The sequence below is a fragment of the Actinomadura rubrisoli genome (assembly GCF_004349215.1).
GTDB classification, from domain to species: Bacteria; Actinomycetota; Actinomycetes; order Streptosporangiales; family Streptosporangiaceae; genus Spirillospora; species Spirillospora rubrisoli.
In genome coordinates, this window is sequence record NZ_SMKU01000090.1 from 1 (window position 1) to 21,866 (window position 21,866).

Annotated in this window: 9 protein-coding genes; 1 reads left to right on the plus strand and 8 read right to left on the minus strand. The window is 66.9% G+C overall.

What is annotated here, in order from left to right; all coding sequences use genetic code 11:
- Positions 1 to 647: 647 nt before the first annotated feature.
- From E1298_RS18655 to E1298_RS18680, 7 genes are all read right to left on the minus strand, one after another.
- Complete coding sequence (locus tag E1298_RS18655; RefSeq protein WP_131894922.1) at positions 648 to 1,760, minus strand: hypothetical protein; 1,113 nt, start codon at positions 1,758 to 1,760, stop codon at positions 648 to 650.
- An 88-nt stretch (positions 1,761 to 1,848) separates the two neighbouring features.
- Complete coding sequence (locus E1298_RS18660) at positions 1,849 to 8,499, minus strand: polymorphic toxin-type HINT domain-containing protein (RefSeq protein ID WP_131894924.1); 6,651 nt, start codon at positions 8,497 to 8,499, stop codon at positions 1,849 to 1,851.
- A gap of 491 nt (positions 8,500 to 8,990) precedes the next feature.
- Positions 8,991 to 12,446, minus strand: a complete 3,456-nt coding sequence (locus tag E1298_RS18665; protein WP_131894926.1) for a LamG-like jellyroll fold domain-containing protein — start codon at positions 12,444 to 12,446, stop codon at positions 8,991 to 8,993.
- Positions 12,447 to 13,723: 1,277 nt separating this feature from the next.
- On the minus strand, positions 13,724 to 14,203 hold the full coding sequence (locus tag E1298_RS18670; protein WP_207944710.1) for a tyrosine-type recombinase/integrase: 480 nt from the start codon (positions 14,201 to 14,203) through the stop codon (positions 13,724 to 13,726).
- A gap of 40 nt (positions 14,204 to 14,243) precedes the next feature.
- A complete protein-coding gene (locus E1298_RS48195; RefSeq protein WP_165975536.1) occupies positions 14,244 to 14,510 on the minus strand; it encodes a hypothetical protein in 267 nt (88 codons plus the stop codon).
- A 1,160-nt stretch (positions 14,511 to 15,670) separates the two neighbouring features.
- Positions 15,671 to 17,896: a WD40 repeat domain-containing serine/threonine protein kinase gene (locus E1298_RS18675; RefSeq protein ID WP_165975537.1), complete on the minus strand. Its 2,226-nt coding sequence runs from the start codon at positions 17,894 to 17,896 to the stop codon at positions 15,671 to 15,673.
- Between the two features lie 626 nt (positions 17,897 to 18,522).
- Positions 18,523 to 19,950 (minus strand): WGR domain-containing protein, encoded by a 1,428-nt coding sequence (locus E1298_RS18680; RefSeq protein ID WP_131894932.1) that lies wholly within the window; start codon positions 19,948 to 19,950, stop codon positions 18,523 to 18,525.
- A gap of 952 nt (positions 19,951 to 20,902) precedes the next feature.
- Here E1298_RS18680 and E1298_RS48200 point away from each other — a divergent pair.
- Entirely contained in the window at positions 20,903 to 21,058 is a 156-nt protein-coding gene (locus tag E1298_RS48200) for a hypothetical protein (RefSeq protein WP_165975538.1), read from the plus strand.
- On the opposite strand, the gene E1298_RS18690 is transcribed toward E1298_RS48200, so the two are convergent.
- The gene (locus E1298_RS18690; RefSeq protein ID WP_131894936.1) at positions 21,055 to 21,819 is read right to left on the minus strand and encodes a relaxase domain-containing protein; all 765 of its coding nucleotides are present in this window, start codon (positions 21,817 to 21,819) and stop codon (positions 21,055 to 21,057) included. The two genes, E1298_RS48200 and E1298_RS18690, sit on opposite strands and share 4 nt — an antisense overlap.
- Between the last annotated feature and the right edge of the window lie 47 nt (positions 21,820 to 21,866).

The following is a 21,866-nucleotide window of genomic DNA, read 5'->3' on the forward strand; positions in this document are numbered from 1 at the left end:
CACCGCGATCGCCGCCTACATCCGCTGGCACAACCAGAACTCACAGCCAAAGGTCAGCTTCGCCGCCAGCTCCCCGATCCGATCATGGACCAGTTACCCCGCCAAGGCTGCGTGACGAGCCACTAGCACGCGGCAAGCCACCGCTAAAGGCCGTCCCGTAACGGTGAAGCAGTGCGGCCGGGCGTGCTGCCGGTGACCTGCCGTCCCTGGGCCGGGTCAGTCGGCCGTCGCCAGGTTGCGCATGAGGGCGATGCCGCGGGTGGCGTATTGGACGCCGTCACGTTTGCGGCGGCGGTTGCGCAGGATGTTCCATCACTTCATGCGCGCGAACGCGTGCTCGACGCAGGCGTACCCGTTTGTGGACGGTGTTGGGCTCGTGTTGCCGGGCGGGCAGCCCGGCGCCATCGCGGAGCCGCCGGTGACCTGTCGGTTGCCTTGGCAGCCGACATCGGCCATCACGCGCCCACCCGGCACGCCTGGGGCGGTGAAGCGCACCCGGTCGCCGTCGAGTTGCCGCTCCAGATCTGCAGAGCGTGCGGATCTCCCGGTTGTCCACACACCCCGTCCCGGTCGCAGCCGGGTACCCTCATCCGCTCTCCACATGAACAGACCCGAATGCATGAGTCCATCTCGAATGGGTTCTTTCTCTAAAAGCCGCTTTGCAGAGCAGCGATGATCGAATCCATTCGAGAATTTGGAAGACTCTCATTCGACGAAGCCGCTCCCGCGACGACACGATTCCGGTCTCGAGAGAGACGTACAAGGATATCTGCCGGAGTGGCAAGGTTCCTGGCGCACCTTTGAAGCACCTTCGTGCTTTCGTCATGCGAGAGTGCTTCCAGGTACCGAGGTCGACATGATCTGTTAGAGGCGAGGGCAGCGCGTACGGCCGGCTCGTCGTCCGTACTGAACGCCTGCATTACCGATTCGGGCAGGTTGGGTGAACGCGCCGCAAACACCTTGTCCTCTAGGCGTTCCGAGGCCGCAAGGTGCAGCAGGGAACGAAGAGGCAGTTTCGGATGAGCGGCTGCCGCCTTGCGTATCTCCAGATCTTCGCTATGGATCAAGCTGTTTAAGGTCAAAGAAGGGCAGCTTGGATTATTTGCCACATCGCACAAAGTATCCGAATCAACTACATTATTTACAACTTTATCAAGAAATTTGCCAAGGCGTGGCGAAGAGGCTGCAATATAATAGGAATCCGGGGTCGTAGCCGAGAAGAGCGTATCCAGAATGTCCTGATCAACGGTCGAGTTCGCCAACAACGACAGGTGTACTTCGTGATCATCGTCGAACTGAAGTCGCCTTGCCGCCGCAGCGGGCAACGCAGGATTCCTGGCCAATTCAGCGCGGAGCACGGCGTGCCGCGACATACTTAGGACCTCAGCCGGTTCCATGCCAATTCTACTATTAGCCGCCAAGCCTCGCTGTGCAGCCAAATCTCCACTCTTGAGAATTTTTGGCACGGCGTCAGCCGGAAGGGTGCCGTTTGACGCTGCGGCTCGACGAACAGTCGGGCTTAAGTCCTGGACGAGAGATAGCAGCAACGAAGCGTGCAGGTCGGAACGCAGCGCAGCGCGCTCACGAACCGCAGGCCTCGGGTCACGGCACAGTCGAATGATCACCTCAGCGGGCACGCCCTCGCTCGCCGCCACTTGAACGGATACGTCTTCCTTCAACCGAAGGCCGATGATGTTCAGTGAACCATAAGTCAATCTTTCGCGCCGCAAGAGCAATCGAAGTACTTGCTCATCACCCACTTCGGCTAGACGACGCACTTGTTCCGGTACCAGAGACGGGTTCGAACTGAGCCCGATAGCTGCCCAATATTCGTTCAATAGAGCCCTTTCAGCCAGTCATACCGAGTCCGCGCAGGAGAGGCGCACACCAGTCGTCACACGGAGGGACGGGGGTGATCGCACCCCTACGTCCATTGATGATTGCGGACTCGAATCTCGAGCCGCTCAAGGAGCCCAGAGTACGCCGCCCTCCCTCCGCGCTTAGCGCTCTATTCAGGCAGCCGACCTCACCGCAGCCCGCATGATGAAGGCCAGCCGCGCCCTGGTGCTCCAGCATGGCCTCGGTTAGTTCTTCTTCGAGATCCCATATTTCCCGCGGCCGGCTCTGGCTACGGAAGATCGCCCCGTCTGGTGCCCGCATGATGGTAGCGACCCTCTGCTCTCCATCTCCGAGCTTCCGCTGAACCGACTTCGCGTGGGCAGCGAGCTCGGGGCTCACCCCGTCACAGTTGTGGACCAGTATGGACGCGTTAGCGGCCTTCACGTAGAAGGTGTGGGTGTCGGCGATGGTGAGGTCGTGAACGTAGGGGTGCGTCGTGGTCTTGATGGTGCGAGTGACCTGGCGGGTTTCGCCGGTGGGGGTGCGGAGTTTGGTTCCGGGTTTGAGGTGGTCTACTCGGGTCCAGGTGTGGTGGCCGGCGTCCCAGAAGCGGTGGTGTTCGGTGGCGAGAATGACGCCGGCTTTGCGGTGCTTGCCGCCGGCGACGGTGATCTGGAAGAGGCCGGTGTAGTTGGTGCCGCCGAAGGCGGCGATGACGTTCTTGGTCGTGGTCTTGCCGGTCTTGGGGTCGGTGGAGGTGACCTTGTCGCCGACCTTGACCTTCTCGATCGGCTTGGACGAGCCGTTGGCGAGCAGGACCATCGTGCCTGCGGGGAAGCTGTTGAGGCAGCGTCCGGCTGTCTGCGCGCCGCGTTTGGCCCCTGCCCTTGAGGCCGCGCGGCCTGCGGCACCGCTCGTACCTCGGCCGAGGGCTGTCTTGGCGCTGCCTGCGGCCTTGCCAACGGCGCCGCCGACGACCCGGCCGGCGGCCGTGCCGGCGAGTTTGCCCAGCAGGGCGCCCGCGCCCCTGCCTATTCCCCAGCCCACGGCGCCGCCGACGCCGCCGATGACGGCCTGCTTGGCGGCTCCGCCCGCGGTCCATTTGTCGGGCTTGTTGGAGACCGCGTAGCCGGCCAGGTTGCCTGCGGCGCCACCGGCGACGGCACAGCCGACGGTGCCGAATCCGCCGGTCGCGACCTCGCAGCCGGCGGTGACCACGATGGCGACGGTGACAGTGACGATGACGGCCTTGTGCTCGTTCCAAAGGTTTTTGGCCTTGCAGCCGAAGTCCCATCGGCCGCAGTGCTGGGGAGCCGGGGCCGGTGGGCTGACAGCGGGGCCTCCTCCTCCGCCGCCTCCCCCTCCGTCGCCTCCGCCGCTGCCGACCCCTTCGCCGCAGCTCCAGCCGCAGCCGGGATGGTCGAACATCAGGCCGCTGGGGTCGGCGTTGGTGACCGGGTTGTTGCCGGCGTAGGCGTAGCCGTTCCAGGACTGGGGGTTGGAGCCGTCGAAGACGGGGTCGACGGAGACGAACCGGCCGGTGTCGGGGTCGTACTGGCGGGCGCCGAGGGTCGTCAGGCCGGTGTTGCCGTTGATGGTGCCGCCGACGAAGCCGCGCTCGCCCTGCCAGTTCGTCGGCTTGGTCCCGCGGGCCTGGCCGAACGGGGTGAAGCGGCGGTGGGTGACCTCTTGGGTGGACTCGGCGATGGAGATATCGGCCGAGTTGTGGGGATCGCTGCGCAACCAGGTCAGGCCGGCGGTCGTGCGGGACGCGACGGTGTCATCGCCGAGGGTGTAGTACCGGGTGGCGCTGCTCTTGCCGGTGGGCTTGGCGTAGCGGACCTCCGTCCCGGCGACGGCGAGAGTGGCGCTGCCGTCAGGGTCACGGCGGATGAGCTGGTTGCCGTCGGCGTCGTAGAGGAAGGTGGTGTCGGCCCCGCCTTCGGTGATCTTGGACAGATGTCCTTCGATGTCCCAGCTGAGGGTCTGGCCTGCGGTGGCGCCGGGGCGCGTGGTGGTGTTGCCGTTGCCGTCGTAGCCGTAGGCGTCTGTTTGGCCGTCGCGCGGGCCGCCTTGGTAAGAGACGGAGGTCAGGGTGTGCGGCTGGGATTGGCCGGCGCCCGGGTAGCGGTAGGTCTTGTTGACGTCCTTGGTGGTGTCACCCGTGAGGTCGTGGTTGGTCTCGCTGGTGCGGTTGCCGACCAGGTCGTAGCCGAACGACTGCCAGTACGGTTGCGCGCCGCCGAGCAGGGAGTTGGCGTTGGACGCGGTGGGCGTGGTAGCGCAGTCGTCGGTGGAGGGCGTCCAGGCGTCGGTGAGGCGTTGCAGGTGGTCATGGGCGAAGCACTGGACGTCAGTCGTTTGACCTGTGGGGGTGTCGGCGATGCGCTTGACGTCGCCGATGTCGTTGTAGGTGTAGTTGAGGTCGCCGACGGGAGTGGGTGAGACCTCGCGCTGGGTGGTGGTGCGGGTGAGACGGTTGGTGCCCTGTTCGTAGTAGTTGGTCTCCTGGACGCGCTTGCCGCCGGTGGAGTAGGTCTGCTGGAGCTTCTGGCCGAGCTTGGAATAGCTGGTATTGGTGACGTACCAGGTCAGGCCGTGCAGAGTGGTCGGGTTGCCGAGCTCGTCATAGCCGTAGAGGAGCGTCTCGGACGGGAGCCCACCCGAACCGATCTGGCCCCCCGCAGGCAGGACGGTCTGGTGGGGCGTTCCGTCCAGGTTGTAGGTACTGGTGGTCTTGTAGGTGCCGCCCAGCCCCGTCTCGGACGTGGGGATGGTGAGTTTGGAGCTGAGGGTGCGATAGGCGTCGTCGTAGCCGAGGACCTCGTTCTTGTAGGCCTGCCCGTTGACCCAGCGGGTGGAGGAGGCGGGCTTGCCCTTGACCGAAGTGCCGTCGGCGAGGGTGTCGTAGGTCCATTCGGCGAGCTTGGTTCCGCCGGTACCGGTACCTGAGTACTCGCCGGTTCTGCGGCCGAGGACGTCGTGTGTGTAGGTGATGCTCTGGTTCTTGGCGTCGGTGACCGTCTTGATCAGGTCGGTGGCGTCGTCGTAGACGAAGCTGGTGGTGCCCCGGTCCGGGTCGTCGATCGACTTGGGACGACCGCGCTGGTCGTAGTGGTAGGTCCAGGTGCTGCCGGCGGCGTCGGTGATCGTGGCGGGCTGGCCGTCGGGTTCGTAGGTGTACTTGGTCGCGTCGAAATGGGTCGCGTCCTTGTACTGGTCGACCTCGGTCTTCTGGCCGCGAGCGTCCACGATCGTGGTGGTCTTGGTGCCGCCCTGCGGCAGCGTGACGGTGGTGCGGTCGCCGCCATAGACGGTGCTGGTGCGCCACTTCTCGTTGCCGCCGACACGGAAGATCTCAGCGGTCTTCCACTCCATCCCGTCGTACTGATTGACGGTCTGTGCGGGGACGACATCGTCACTGGCCGGGACGAACAGGGTCCCGCCCGGCGAGGTCTCGTTGTAGTAGCCGTTGTTGGTCTTGGCGACCAGGCCACGGGTGTCATAGATCGTGTCGCTGACCAGGCGGCCGCCACCGGGCGCGGGCTCTTGGGTCTGCCGGGGCCGTAGCTGGCCGTCGTACAGCGCGTACCCGGTGGTGTAGGCGCCCTCAGTACGCAGGGTGGACGTCGAGACGACGGTGGGAGCGTTGAGGCTGACCGTATAGCCGAACTTCAGGCTAGGGCTTTGGGTCGTGGCCCGTCCGGGTAGCCATACGTCCGTCAGTCTGCCGAGCGGATCGTACTTCAGGCTGGTGCGCTTGCCGTTCTCGTCCACGGTGGCGGTGCTGAGACCGAACGCGGGATCGACCTCGGTCTTGGTCACGAAGTTCGCGGGGTCGGTGACCGTGGCCGCGGTGACGACTCCGGTCGTCGGCGTGTAGGCGTTGACGGTCTTGCGGCCGGCCTGGTCGGTGACGGTGGTGGGCCTGCCGTAGGGGTCCGGGGACGGGTTGGTGGCGACGGTGACGTAGCGCGGGCTTCCGTCCTGGAAGCCGTCGAGCTTGTCGGTCTTGGTGACGTCGCCCTTGGTCGGCGCCACGTTCCAGGATTGCCCGTCGTAGAACTTGCGGGTGTCGGTGATCACGTCGCCGGGACGGGTGGTGGACGCCCCGCACGCCTTGGCGACGGTCTCCTCGCGGGAGGCGTAGGAGACGAGCCACTTGTCGTCATCGCGGGCGTAGGTGGTCCGGGTGCATCGGTCGTCGGCGGTGGTGGAGGTGTCGCCCTGGTCGTTGACCTGGCTGACCATCCCGTAGCCGTCGTAGGTGTTGTCGGTCTCCGTGCGCCGCCATCTGCCGCCGTCAAGCGCCCGGCGGGTCCGGACCTTGTCCTGATAGACGCGATCTGCGGTGGTCGTTCCCCACGAGCGGACACGCTTGGCGGTCTGGTGGACCGACACGTCGGTGATCGTGCCGGTCATCTCGTCGCCGCCCGGACCGTTGTAGTGGATCTCCTCGCGTTCCTGACCGGCCAGAGGCTCGGCGTCGGTGACGTCCTTGCCCTCGGAGTCGGTGACGCTCGCCTTGCGGGTCGATCCGTCCGGCTGCTCGTCACCGTCCATGCCCTGGAAGTACAAGTACTTGGTCTGCGACCGCCGTTCAGAGCCATCGCCATGGGTGACGGTGGCCTCGCCGAAACCGCGCCACTGCGACCAGGTCTTGTACTTCTCAGGGGACAGGCCGTCATCGTCATCGTGGTGCCAGGCCGCGTCCTTGTAGGCGTACGTGGTCACCTCGGGCAGTCCGCCACCGACACGGTCGTAGGCGTGCACAGCGGTCACCACGTACTTGTGGAACCAGTCCCGCTGCGGAGTGTCACCGCCCTCGGGCGTCCAATATTGCGGGAAGCAGCGTTTGTGGTTGCTTCCGATCGACGGATAGTCGGCCGGTGTGCAGTCCTTGTCGGAATAGCTGATCGAGTGAGATCCACCGGTCTCGTTGTCGATCGTTGAGATTCGCCACTTGGCCATCGGCGGGTAGGCACTCGAGTCGACCCGGTTGTCAAGCTGGATGCCGCCGAATTTCACGGCCGGCATTTCCTCGGATCCGCCGTTCTTGCCGATGTGCTGGACAGTGTCCAGCCAGAGCGTGTCGGCCTTGCCGTAGTCGGCGGTCAGGAACTTGTGCTCGAACTTCCAAGTGTCGGCGTTCTTGGTGGTCGTTCCGGACAAGACCTGGGTGGTGATGCTGTCCAGCATCTTGCGCGTCCAGAAACTGGGCGCGTAGTTGCCCGTACAGGTGGTTCCGGATGCGCAGTTCTGGTCGAACGGCACGTCCGGCCAGTGCGCGGCATTGGCGGCGTTGAGCTTGTTCTCTGCGCAGTCGAAGGACGAGGTGGGCTTGCACCGCTCGACGTTGGAGAAGAGTACTTGTGCGGGAGCCTGGCCGAACAGGTCGCCCCGCTGCCCATAACCGATCTTTCTCAGGTAGCCGCCGCGCACATACTCGGTCGGCGTACCGTTGGGCTTGCCGTCGGTCAGCGTGGTGGTGTTGCGCTGGTAGTAGTTGGTCTCCTTGCCGTACCAGAACGTCGATGCCGTGCCGTGCGGATCGACGACGTAGTCCAGGTTCCACCGCCATGCCTGCTGGCACCACGAAGCATCGAACCCGCTGGCCTTGTTGCACGGTTCACCGGAGTTGTTGCCGAAAACCGGGACCGTCCAGGCCGAGTTCGTCTCCGTTTTGCCGGTCGTCCAGCCGGGGAGGTGATTGAGCCCGAAGAAGTACTGGACGCCGTCAGGCGTTGTGACCTTCCAGTGCTCACCGTTGTCGTCGTCGTTATCGGCCCCGGTGAGCTTCTCGATCTTCATGCCATCGTCGCGTTTGGGCTTCCAGCCGCCCGTCGCGTCGTCGCGGACCAGTTCGGTCGCATTGCCGTTCAGCGTCAGGACGGCGTTGTCGTAACGCCAGCAGTTGTCGGCCCGTTTGGGTGTGACGCCGTCATCGGCGCAGGAGCGGTAGCGGCGTTCGATGTATCCCGGCCAGTAGTCGAAGCCCTCACCGATCCAGGACGCCTGGTTGTTGGTGCTGGACGTCCGTCCGTCCACTCCGCCGGACGAGTAGGCCAGCTTCAGCGTCGGGGCGGGTCCGCCGGGGACCGGCGGGGCGCGCATCGGGTAGTCCCACCCGAACGAACCGGTCTGCGTCGAGACGTCCCAGGTCGCCGATGGCGAGAGCGCGGTGGCCTTGTAGTCGCCGGACGGGCCGGACGGCCCGGCGGTCGCCGCCAGGGTCAGCGGCACGGCGGCGGGTGTCGCGGCACGCGGTGCCGGTCGCCCGGCAGCGGGCGTGGCCGGCAGCGACACTTCGGCGGTCAGCGTCCCGGACTTGACGTCGTTGGTGGTCTTCAGCGGCGTTTGCACCTGGCATTCCGGACGTTGCGGGGTCGTCGCCGCGCACGCCGGCAACGTCACCAGCCGCAGGCGCGAGGCCCAGTCACCGCCGTAGGCGGATGCGAAGCCCTGGTAGTCGAGCCGCACCGACACCGCGCTGCTCTTGGCAGCCTCCGGGTCGAGATTCGTCAATGCCAGCCCCAGGCCCCGGACGTTCATCTGCTGTGAGGCGCGCTGGTCGAGGACCTGGACACGGACCTGCTGCGGAGTCGCCTGCCCGGAACCGGGCGCGGCGTCCTTGGGTTTGGCCGCGTTCGCCTGCGGCACGCTGATCCAGACCGGCAGCTTGCCAGCCCGCGATCCGCCCTCGCGTCCTGGAGCCGCTTGCCCGGCTGGCGGGGAGGCCGAACCGTTCTTGCCGGAGGTCGCGGCACGCAGATCCGCGGTCGCCGACGCGGCTTGAGGCCAGGTGACCTTCGGGGCCGAACGCCGGACGTGGCCGTCGGACGGGGCGGGCTTGCGCGGCCGGGGTGTCCCCCGATGTCCGGGCACTGATTTCTGTGACTGTGGTTTGGGAGGCTTCCACCCGAACTCGGCGGCTTCTACCCGGCCGGGTGCCATCAGGCTCATTCCCACCGTGATGGCCGTTGCGATGGTCAACCAGGAGAACACGACACGCCTGCGACGCATCCGCGTCAGTCCCCATCCGGACCACATCACAGCAGACCTCCATCACCGGCACGACGCCCAGCGCGTGCGAGAAGTGAGCAAGAGCGAAGTTGGCAGGGAGCGGCCACGGCCGCGCCCGTTCCGGACGGCTAGGTCGGGGGACTGCCGAAGAAGAGCGAGACCACTTGGCTGTCAGTGAGCGTGCCGATGTAGAGCCGTACATCGTCGATCTCGCCGATCCAGAAATCAGCTGGGGCGGCCCTGTACCAAGCCGAGCCGATGCGTAGGGCACCCCCGGAGTTCCACGCGGGGGTGAAGGCCGCGGTGTCGGTCAACTGCCCGTTCACATACAGGCGCAATTCACGTGCCGGACGATCGTAGACGCCGACGAGATGGGTGAAGGTTCCCGCTGCGCCTTCGCAGTCGACGGGCTCAGCCGAAATCGCGCTCGTCCATTCTGCGCCGGTGTCCTGGTCCAGGGACGGTGCAGTGAAAGCCCATCGCCCCACCGTCGCACCGTTCTCCGTGTATGGGCGGTAACCCAGGTAATATCCGCTCAGCCGGTTGCCCATCTGCGCCACGGCCGTGCTCGCACGATTCGGCAACGTGCAGGCGTCGGCCGTGCCGGGCAGCTTCACCCATGCTGAGACCGCATAGCTGCCATCCGAACGTACGACTGGATGGTCCGTCATGGCGGTGGACGTCCCTTGCCCGTCGAACACGAGGTCCGGCGTACCGTCGGAACCGTCCGTTCCCCACGTGGTGGTAGCGCCCAGGGCCAGTGGGTGGCCGAAGCCCGAGCCGTCTCCGGAAGCCGTTCCGGCCGCTTCGTTGAGCGCCCAGTAACCGCGCGGCGCCGGCGGCTGTTTGGCCATGGCGGCGATCTCACTGCCCAAGAAGGGATCGACGACGCTGCCTGCGGAGTCCGAAAGGATGCGGTCCCAGATCTGGACGTCGTCCACGTCGCCGGTGAAGTAGTTCTGCTGGACGCCCTGATACAGTTCGCGGCCGATCACCGTGTTGCCCGTCGCGTCCCAGAGTTTGCTGTGGACACCGGCCTTGGACTGCAGGATCCCGTTCACGTACAAGCGGAGCTGCTGGCGGGTGGAGTCATAGACCCCGACAAGGTGGGTCCACGAGTTCAGCAGCGCGTCGGCATCGGACTCGGCATAGTCGATGACCGGGTTCATGCCGTCGCTCTGCTGCATGTTGAACCGCCAGCGCTTGGCCCCGCTGGAATAGTAGAGAACGAAAGCACTGGTGGTGGCGCCCTGCTGGCTCACGATCGTCGCATTATGCGCATTGCTGCTCAGCCGTGCCCATCCCGACACGGTCAGCGCCTTGTCGGTGTGGGCGGGAGAACCGGTCGCCGTCGCGATACCGCTGGAGCCGTCCAGGTGCAGGGCCCTACCCAGGCGGCCACCCCCCGTCCAGGAAGCACCGCCGCTCAGTGCCGCCGGGTGCGCGGCACTGTCGGACGAGTCCGCGGCGGTCGTGCCGCCGGTCTCATCCAGGCGCCATCGTGCCAAGGAGGCCGCCCCATGCTTCACCTTGAAGGTGTAGGTCGTGCATCTGGTCCCGACATTCCCGGCGGCGTCCACGGGAAGAACACTGAGAAAGTTGTCCCAGTCCCGATTCGGCGCGATCTGCGCTTTCAGCGGCTGCCCCGTCCCCGGCGCGGCAACGGTCGCCGCGGACTGGGCCACACTGCAGGTGTCATTCATCGCCCACTTGTAGCCGGTCACGTCCGTCTCCCCCGTGCCCGGCGCGAAGACGAACTCACCCGGAACCCCCACACCACCGTGGTAGTCGTCAGTGCTCGTCGGCTGATCGTCCGGATACAGCACGGACGAGACCTGCGGCGCCAACTGCGGATCGAACGTATCGACGGAGAACTCGCACCACGGCGTGTAGCCACTGGCGTTGGTCCCGTCATAGGCCCGGACGCGCCACGAATAGGCATCGCCGTTGGTCATCCTCGGCAACTTGATGTTCAACGGCGTGGGCTTGCTGAGCGACGTCATCGCGGTCTTGCCGCCATTGGGCAGCTGCGAAGTAAGGTCGTCCCAGACGGCCGTGGTCTTGTTGTAATGGTGAAAGGTGAACTCCGCCCGCACCGGATCAGCGGACTTGTCAGGGTCGTACACAGTGGCGTTCAGGTACATCGGCGACGCCGTGGAGCCGTCCGCGTTGGCCGCCGGACGCCCGGCACCGGTCATGCAGCGCGTGCCCGGGGTCGTCGCATAGCCCGTGGGCACGGCCGGTGGATGGTTGTAGTGGACAACGAGCTTGGGATCGTTGACGAAGCCCTTCCAACCCCACTCGCTGCTATTGGTGTCGTCGTAGTCGCGCAAGCCGAAGGTCGTGTTGGACCAGCCGCCCTTCGTGCGAGCCATCAGAGACTTGACGTCGAACTTCAAGCCCGCGTCCGGGCACGAGGAGTTGTAGCCGCCGTCCGAATGGATGGACCCCAGCTTCTGGCTCCACGACGGCTGGTTGTTCCAGCTCGTGGACGACGAGACCGCACCGGTCAGGTAGAGGTCGACGGCTTGCGGGCTGCTGGTGCACCCCCAGGACTTGTTCTGGGTGATGTAGAACGCGGCGTCGATCACGTTGGTGCCGCTTCCGAAGGCCGACGCCATCCGGAAGAAGGACCGCTTGAGACCCGACCCGTAGTTCCCCGCCTCCGGCTGGTGCGTCGAGTTCCAGTACTTGGTCGAGGGGTAGGCCCGGTCGACGTAGGTCCAGGCCAGCTTCTTACCCGCGAACTCGGGTACGACGTCCGGATCGATGTAGAGCGGAAACTTCACCGAGCCACTAGTGAGCATGGCCGGATCCGGCACCACCGACACCTGTGTCGAAGTGACGTCCAACCCGACACGGGATCGCCGCGCCCCCAACTTGGGCGCCGCGGCCAGAACGCCGTCGTTCGCGTCAGGAACGACCGCGGCCCCCCTCCCCGAGGAATCCCACATCATCGGCGGCGAGGAGTGGAACACTCGAACTCCGCCTGCGGTCACCGCGTCGAACCCGCCTGAATCGTTCTTACGCGCGGTCACCCCCTCGGCATCCAGACCGAACGTCAGCTTCGCAAGATCTGGGTTGGCGGCGGCCTCAGCCGTCTTGACCACCAGGACCTCAGACCAGCCCAACTCCGAGGCGGTCATCCTCAGATCGACATCGGGGAGGACATTCGGATAGATCGCGGTGCTGCCGTCCAGAGTCGGCTTGGGGAGCTTGGACGACCAGGTGAACGCCAGCGACCGCTCCGCATCGGTCATCTTCGCCAGCGCGCTGTCCCCGCCCCCGGACAGCCGCACGTTCAACGTGCTCGACACCGGCCCGACCGACCCGTCGGACTTGCGCTCCAATGTGTCGTCCACAGCCGCCCATGAACCATCCGACCTGTGCACCCGCTTGGGCAGCACAGTCGACTCATAGGTCAGCGACCCGTCCGGCTCAGCGAAAAGTTGCTCGGTCTCACTACGCCGGTCGAGCACCTCAACGCGCTGATCCGTCTTGCGCGCAGCGACCAGCGCTTTCGCTTCGGTCGAAGCCGTCGAAGCCTTGTCAGCCCTCGCCTTGCCTTGGTCGACCGAGGGCACGATCACCAACGTCGAAGCAACCAGCAGAGGCACCGTCCATGCAGCCCCACGACGCACGCCGTACCTCCATCGACCGATCAGGCGCGTCCGCCGCACCTGGAACGGCCTCCCCAAAAGATCAAGGAGGGCAGGCTGATATTCCGTTGCCAAAGATCAGCCGTCAACAGGGTCAGGATCCGTGTTACTGCAGTCACTGACAGCTGAGATTCCCACGTCAACCAGTACAGCTCACCCGCCAGTCCACCCTTCGCCGGCGAGCGTCTGTGACGTAGATCACAAAAATTTGCTCCGACATCGGGAACCTCGCCTGGCGAGCATCCGGCATCGCAAGCGATGCGTCAGGCCAGCCAGGAAAGGCAGACGAGCGCTACTGCCACCGTCACACTTGGACACTACTCACGACGAAAGACCACAAGAAGCGCATCAATCTGGATTAGCTGGTGATGGCGAGTGTCATGGTGAAGGTGGCCAGTGGCGACCGGACAAGCGTCGATCACGTCAGGATGGTGCTGGATCACTTTTGCCGTTACTTGGTCACGCCGGTCAAGTGGTCCAGGCCGGTCGAACTTTCGTGACGCTCACCCGCATTGAACCCACTACCGGGTCGCCATATGCGTACGGCGCCGATTCGACGTACCTGGTTGCTGAATGGGCTTTCGTGTAGTCCAAGCAGCGCGATAGCGTTCCTGTACTAGCCCTATCAGAACGGTGCGGCGCCGGATGTTGACAACCATGCCGGACCGCTTACACAACGCATGTTGGCTCGTTGTCAGCTCGGCGTTTCTGGAACGAGACGGCACGCTGCGGCATCGGGCGACATGAGAATAGGATTGGATGCGGACAGAGCCACACAAGCCAATACTGGAAGCATTAGTTCGGCACTTCGGTAACCGCTTTCAATCAGTAGGTTGTGGTTCGAGTCCCACGCGACCCACCACTCTGACCAGTACAAACGCGCTCCACACCTCCCGTGGTTGATCATTCCTGGGCCAGGACGAGGCCCTCCTGGGGACGAGGATTCAGGCGCGGAAGCCCTGGTATGGGCTCCAGCGTCCTACCCAAGGCCGCCCGCACCGCCTCCGAGAAGACCGCCGCCCTTCTCGTACACGTCGCAGGTATCGTGCCCGGCGCCAACCGTCGCCGCGGCAAGGATCCGGCCCGCCGCAAGCGGCGCCCCGCACAACGGACAGGCTCGGCTGCCCCGAAAGCGCACCAGCCGGCGTACGGGTAAACGCCAGCGCGTCCCGGGCTCGACCGGCCGGGTAACCTCCCGCGTTTCAGCGGCTCCGCACGCGACTCAGAGCTTTGGCTCCCGACATCAGATCCGCGACCGGAAAAGGACAAACCGCATACCGTTTCCGCACCTGACGACCCGTCGGTGCGCGATCCCACCTGCCCGAACGCTGACCTGGACGGAAGGTGTAGGTGTCGGCGGTCAGCACGATGCTGGAATGCCCGAGCATTTCCTGCACACCCGTGGTCAGGGCGAGGGTCGCGGCGCTGTGCCTTAGGTCGTGCAGCTGAATCGGCGGCATGTCCTGCTCGGCGATCAGCCGCTGGAACTGGTGCGTCAGCCACCCCGGCGAGACCGGGTCGCCGTTGAGGTCGGTGAAGACGTATCCGCTCTCGTGGTAGCCGTCGCCGAACGTGTCTCGCTCGGCCCCGCTGCTGGCTGCGGTGCGCAGCGCCGCCGCGGTGGTGCGGTGGTGCGGTCCAGCGCGATCACCCGGTTGCTGTGCGGGGTTTTGGGCGCGCACGTGGTCAACCGCCCGCTCCGGTGCTGCAGCTGTCGGCAGATCACCGCGGTTCCTTCGTCCAGGTCGACTTCGCACCACCGCAACCCGGCTGCCTCGCCGCGCCACAACCCGTGCAGGGCGATCGGTCCACGCCACCGCCCGCGGTCGGCGCGCCTCCGGGCAGCACCACCAGCGACGCCGGGTTTTCCTCGATCAGCCCTTGGCGCAGCGCGGCATTCAATGCCGCACGCAGCGTCGCCCGGATCCGGTCTAGCGTCGCCGCCGTGAGCGGGCGCTTCGTCTTCTCGTGGTCGATCGTGGCCAGCATTCGCTCCACATGCCCGACCGACACCTCCGCCACCAGCAGATCGCCTAGCCGCGGGCTCCAGATACCGGTGCACGTGATCGGCGTAACCGGCCACCGTCGACGCCGCCCCCGGACGGTTCACCGGCTACTCGGCCACCGTCAACGGCCATCCCGTCGGCCCACGCAACCGCCGCAGTTCCTCCTCAGCAGCACTGCGGGTCGAGAACCCACCACGCCGGACCCGCCGACGGAGCCTTGCCCAGCTCCAGCCGCAGATACCAACTCCCGGGGCCCCGCTCCGCTCCCAACCGCGGACAGCGGTTGCCCACTACTCGTCCTGAGACCGGATCCTCGCACCCACACCGCCGGTAGGCGCCACCGGTACCCCGAACACGTCGCATACGGCCCCACCTGGAACATCCCATCCGAGACAACACCACCCCAGCCGAGCCAGACATCACCAGCGCCAGCCGCTGTGTCCGGTCCTGCGCTGCGGCTTTGAGCCTCGTCATCCAAACCGGGAGGCTCGTTCTCTCCGGCGTGGCGGCCGGTTCCTCGCCCTCCCTGGTGGTATTCCGGGGGATCCCCCGCAGGCCAGGAGATCTTCATGTGTCCCAAGAACGCTGCATTCATGAGCTTCTTCCCGGGCAGTGCGCCGAAGCGGGATGCTCTCCGGTCCCACACGGGCTCACGGCTCAGGTGTACGCGACTGGCGGTGGGCAGTGTTTTCATCGCTCTGTGCACTGTGCTGCCCTTCTCGATGGGCAGCGCTACGCCGAGCGCATGGGGATGAATCTCCACGAGCCAGAGCGTCTCCCTGTCCGGATGGCGCAATCACGCGGCCTCAGCGCCTGCGAGGCTTGCTTTCCAGAAGCCTGAAACCCGGCTCATTACCCGTGGGCCATTCGGAACAACGTGCCGCCCCCTGCTGAGCGCTCGGTGTCGGTGCTGGACCGCCGTCCCCGGCACAACCTTGTGGCGGGGACGGCGACCGCCGTGCCGGCCGTATGCAGCAGAGTTCCCCTCGCTCCGACCTGCCATCCTGCGTCTCAACGCTATGGCCTGCCGACTGGGCCGATCGCGGGACGGATGCCGATCACCTCGACGTCGACATCGTGGCCGAGGTCCTCGGAGGGTGGCCCACTACGGCGCACCCTGGCGCCGTTCACGCGGAGGATCGGTCAGGTGATCCCCCAGAGCCAGACGCTCTTGACAAATCCGCAGGCGGTGGCGAGCGTCCTGCCGTCCGGGCTGAACGCCACCGACCAGATGGACCCGCTGTGCCCGGTCAACGTGGCGACGTTCTCGCCGGTCGCCACGTCCCACAGCCGCACGGTCTTGTCCTGGCTGCCGGTGGCGACGAGCGTGCCGTCCGGGCTGAACTCCGCGTCGGCGATGACGTCGGTGTGGCCGGCCAGCGAGACGGCCCGCTTGGACGCCAGGTTCCGGATGATCAGAGTGTTGTCGGGGCCCCCGGTGGCCAGGGTGCGCCCGTCCGGGCTGAACGCCAGCGCGCCGCTCCCCTTGAACGTGTCGATGGCCTTCGCGCTGCCCACCTCCCACAGCCGGATCACGTCACTGCTGGTGGCCAGGATCCGGCCGTCGGGACTGAACGCCACGTCGGCCACCCTGCCGGAGTGGCCGTTCAGGACGGCGACGGTCTCCCCCGTGGCGACGTTCCAGATCCGCGGCTGCTTCGGTCCCTTGGATCCGTCCTTCAGGTACTTGCCGGCGGTGGCGACGAGCTTGCCGTCCGGGCTGACCGCGACCGACCAGAGGTCGCCGATGCGGAACCCGGTACGGAACGACGCCGCCGTCTTCCGGGTGACCGTGTCCCACAGCCGCAGGGTGCCGCCGTCCGCGATGGCCAGGGTGGTGGTGCGCGGGCGGAACGCCATCGTCCCCACCCCGCCCGGCTCGCGGCCGGAGAAGACGGCCCGGGTCTTGCGCGTCGCCGTGTTCCACAGCCGGACGGTTCTGCCGTGGCAGGTGCCGAGGGTCTTGCCGTCCGGAGTGAACGCCACCACGAAGACGTATTCCGGGCAGTCCAGGGTGGCGAGCACTTCGGTCTTGACCTGCCTGGGGGTGGGGGACGCGGACGGCCCGGTCGCGCGGCCGCCCTTGGCGTTCACGCGGCCTGAGCCGGATCCGCGGTCGGAGAGCAGCAGGGCCGCCGGAACGCCCATCGCGGTGGCCGCGGCCACCGCGGCACCGCCCACGAGCAGCCCGCGCCGCCCGATCCTCGTCCCGGTCGGGGACGCCGAGCCCGGACTCCCCGGCGCGGGTGAGCCCAGCGGTGGCGCGCCCAGCGGTGGCGCGCCCGGGGGATTCGGTGAGCCCAGTGGGTTCGGCGGTGGCGCCGGAGGGGGCAACGGAATCGGTGCGGCCGCGCGGGCTGGTGTGGCCGAGGGCGAGGTCGTCCCCTCGGAGGCGTCCGCGGCGGTCTGGCCCAGGGCCAGTGGCACCGGTGCCCGGGACGGGCCGCCCTCCGCCTCGGCGGGTGGGGCGTGGAGGCGCTGGGCGGCGGCGGGGGCGTCCTCGGGACGGTCCTCGGGACGTTTGGCCAGCAGGTCCATGACCAGGGCGTCGAGGTCCGCGTCGATCTCGGGCCGCAGGGTGCGCGGGGACGCCGGGACGCGGTTGAGGTGCTGGTAGAGGATCGCGCCGACGCCAGAGCCCGTGTCGATCCAGGTGGAGCCGGTCAGCATCTCGTACAGCACGCAGCCGAAGGCGTACAGGTCCGTGCGCTGATCGACGGCGCCGCCCTCGATCTGCTCGGGGGCCATGAAGAGCGGCGTCCCGGCGGCGCCGCCCGTCGCGGTGAGCTGGGTGGCGTCGGCCAGCCGGGCGATGCCGAAGTCGCAGATCTTCACCCGCCCGTTCTGCGCTGGTGCGTTCGACGCCCGCCCGTTCTGCACTCGACCGTTCTTCGGCGGCGCGTTCTGCGCCAGCCCGCCGCGGTCGAGCAGGAACAGGTTGGCGGGCTTGATGTCCCGGTGCACCACGCCCTGCCCGTGGGCGACGGCGAGGGCGTCGAGGATCTGCGCCGCCCAGTCGGTCACCCTGTCCAGGGGCAGGCCGTCCGGGTGGGCGGTCAGCTCGGCGGCCAGGTCCCGTCCGACCATCAGCTCCATCACCAGGAACAGCAGCCGCTGACCGGCCTCCTCGTGCTCGTCGATGTCGAACACAGTGGTGATCCCGGGATGGTTCAGGGTGGCGGCGACCTCGGCCTCCCGCCGGAACCGCGCCACGGCGGTGGCGTTCGCCGAAGCGGTGAGCGGCAGCAGCTTCACCGCGACCGGGCGGCGCAGCCGCAGGTCGATCCCACGCCACACCTCGCCCATGCCGCCCCGCCCGAGCGGCGCCTCCAGCCGGTACCGCCCGGCCAGCTTCAGACCGGCGCGCATCAGAGACCCGGTGCCCGCCGACCGGCCGCGGCCGCCGGACCGCACCATGGGGCGGTCCGCTCCGGGCCGGTGACCGTCTCATACGAACACTGATGTTCCACTGAGCAGATGCTGTCAGAAAGCCGACCATGGTGTGAAGTGATCGCCCACCGCTGCGCGAACGCTCACTCCCCCACCCCGCATGCGGAGCGCACGTCGTCAAGGCCGGGGCGTCCGTCGACGGCTCCTTACCCAGGCGGCGAAACCACGCAAGCACCCCCAAGAGCTCCGGGACCGGGCTGTCGGCCGGCGTTGCGTCCACCCGGAGCAGTTGTTCGGCACGCGGCGCCCCATCGAGTTCTCGACGGACCGGGACCGAAGCGGCGCTCTCCTGGCCGCCGACACAGCCGCACGACCGACTCCCCCGGAATAGCAAATCCGCACACGAGCGAACGCGCTCCCCTGAATGACGCCCGACCCGGTCAAGGTGAAAGATCGGATCCCCAAAGGGTGACACCGCTTCATGCGAGCAGGGTAACCGTGGTGGCCCCCACCAGCGTGAACGGCGCGATGTCCGTTCAGCGCGGTCTATGCGGCGTTGTCTACGACCACTTGCCTCGCCGCTTACCTGGCTTCGAACAGAGTCCTCAGCGAAGGCGTTTGATGTCGCCGTACGCACGGTAGAAGCCACCCCGCTCGGACAGCCGCACCTGCTGCACCAGGTATCGGGCCCCGGCCTCACGGAGGCCCTTGGGGAACTGCACATGCCAGGCCGAGTCGTAGCCGTCGTCCACGACCCGGACGCGCAGCCGACCTCCCTGGTTGTAGCATTCCACGATCACGCCCTCGTCGTCCGGTGTCGCAATGTCCACCGTGAACGTTGGCTCCACGGCGCGCAGTCCGGCGGCGGCCTTCACGTCCACCGGCTCGGGCACCGTCCCGGCTTGGGCCGCCCGGATCGCTGCCTCGCTGACATCGACGCAGGCCAGCGAGCCGTCCGTGGTCACCAGGTACAACCGGTCGCCCAGGAACTGCATGGAGAACGCCGAACCGCAGCCGGTCGCCAGTTTCCACAACCGGGTGCCGTCCCGGTCGAAGCAGTACACCGACGAGTGGTTGTCGCCCGCGAACACGTATCGCCCGTCAGGGGCGGCGGCGCAGGAGAACACCGCCGCGTCGCACCGGTACACGGTGCGCACGGCACCGTCCCGCTTGGCGAGTCGGTGAACGTACCCGGTGCCGGTACCCGCGTACACTTCATCGCGCTCCTGCCAACCGAACAGCACGTTTCCGTCGACGGCGGTCTCCCATACCGACTGTCCGTCGGGCACCGCGTACCGGGCCACGCCGGCCGAATGCCCGTGGTAGACCGCGTCCGCGTCGCAGCGCACCATCCAGGCCGAGTCGCCCTGGACGTCCCGCGCCCATTGGAACTCGTCCTCGTGGTCGATCGCGGTGACCCGGCCGGCCCGATCGGACACCCCGAGCACCCCGTCACGGACGTCCAGCCAGTAGATGTCGACGTCAGCGGAGATCTCGTACGCCACCCGGGGGACTTTGCCGCTCAGGTCGTACACCCGGCCGTCGTCGCACCCGGCGTAGATCCAGAAGTCGTCGGCGACCAGGCACTTGACACCGTCGGGCAGCCGGAAATTGCCGGTGATCACACCGTCGAGCGTGACGGTGTAGACGTCGCCGTTCTGGTTGCCGACCCAGCAGCCCCGCTCGTCCACGAAGATCCCGAAGGCGGAGGCGCCACTGGCGAACCTCCACAGCACCGGAGCCTGCCGGGCGGTGGAGCGGCGGCTGACGATCGGCCGCCGGGTGACCGCGCGTGGCTGCCGCACGCCCTGCACCGCGTGCTCGTACCCCTTGCGGACCTTCTCGCTCACCTTGCGAGTCGCGGCGGCGGCGGCCTTCTCGGGGGTGGCGAACGTGGCGACCTTGCGCTGGCCGCCTTCACCGATGCGACCATAGGTGATGGTCACCTCGGTTCCCGACACCATCACCTCGTAGAACTTGTGCGCGCCACCGCCCTCCTCGGACAGTTCAAGATAGGTGGTCTGCTGCTCCATCAAGGGCCTCCAGGACATCACCGTAGATTTTGGGGCAGCGTACGACCGACCACCGACAGGACTGGGCAACTCCCATAAGTCACCTTCGACGGGATCGCCCCGGCGGGGAGATCGTGCGGCGAAATCCGGGCAGGCCTAGTCCATAACCGGACGGCATCACGGCGAAGGTATCCCGAGTTCTTCGCTGGGGCCGCCGACGAAGACAACGGACCATGTTGGCTCGTTGCTGGCTCGGCGGTTCTGGAACGGGACGGCATGCCGCGGCATCAGGCGACACAAGGACCGGGCTGGATGCGGACAGAGTGGTGTAGGACGGCACTCGATGCGCCCGGCTGATACGTCGGCCGATTTTTGATGCGTAGGTTGTGGGTTCGAGTCCCACGCGCCCCACCCACGTTGACCAGGGCAAAGCTCTCACCGCTCGGCTTGGTTGGTCATGCCTGGGGCCAGAATGAGGCCCGGCTGGAGACGAGCCTCAAGGCGGAGAGTCTCGCAGGGACGGGCGCTTTCCGGAGCGGGTCGGGCCGCGCATCGACCAGCCTGAGCGATGCGGCGTCGCTCTTCCGGCTGCCCTTTCCGGTGCGGGGTTCGGGTTCAGGGAGCTGAGGATCTGAGTCACGTGGCGGCGCCTAGGAAGGCCCGTTGGATTTACCCGAGCGGTCGAGCTCGGGAGCCGGACGGCGTGTGGCCCTCGCTCGGCCGATGTGCCAGCGTGGCAGCCGGTCCCGTCCGCCACGTGGGGCGCGCCGCTGGCGGCGGACCGGGTCCTTGCCGCGGCGGCGGTTGGTGCCGGGCACGATGCCGGCGGCGTGCAACTGCAGGGTGGCGGTCTTCTTCGCTGCGGTCCGCGCGACCTGAGAGCACGTTGGTGTAGGTGTCGGCGGTCAGCACGATGCTGGGATGACCCAGCATCTCCTTCGAATCCACCCCCGCCGCCGCAGCGGCGCCACTTGTGGTGTGGTCCAGCGCGATCACCCGGTTGCTGTGCGGCGCACACGACCAGCTCACCGTCCCGGCGCTGCACCTGTCCGTCCTGGGTGTCGGCGTCCTCGCCATCGCCATCGGCCTCACCGCCGTCGTGAGCTGGTTCGCCGGAAGCGTCGCCTAGTCGAGGCTCGCGACCGCGCAGCCGGTGTTCTGCCAGAGTTCGTGGTCGTCAAGCAGTTCTTGGGGGACACCGGCTACTTCAAAGGAGTGTTCGGCGTTGCCGGCGGTGGGGATGATCGAGTGTCCCAGCCCCACCATTCTTTGGGCGAGGGCTTCTTCGCCGAGGGTGTCACACTGGGTGAGGATTTCTTCGTCGTACAACGTGGCTTCGTCCGGCTGTGTCAAGGCTCCGGTTTCGTCCAGGACGGCGAACAGGAAGCAATGGACGTGGAGCATCGGAGGGATCTTGCCGTCCGCCGCCGACAGCGTGCCGACGGCGTGCAGGACCAGCGACGCTACGAGCGACCGCGCCGGGCGAATGCCGTTGATCACCGGATGGTCCGCGGTGAGCCGGGTGAGCATGAGGGCCGAGCAGTCCAGCAGCGCGTCTTCGATGTCCGCGCGCTGGCTGGGCGCGAGCCGGCTCCATAGGAAGGACAGGGAGTTCGGGGCCTTGAAAGTGAGGTCGAAGACCTCACCGGCAGGCAGGACGGGCGCGCCTGTGCGAACGTGGCGGCCGCTCAGCACCGCCGTCAGATCACGCGCGCGGACCGCCGTTCCCTGGCGCAGACCCACCTTCTTCAGCGCTTCGAACGAGCCGTGCCATATCGTGTTGGCCCGAACGCTTGAGTCGGCGCCTTGCGGTGTGAAAGCCTGCGGCGAAAAAGACGGATCGAGTAACCTGGCCGCGGTCTCCGCGGCCGTTGGCATTTCCTCCGGCATGGGTTCACTGATCCTCTCGACGAGGCACGACGGCGATAGGCTCACCA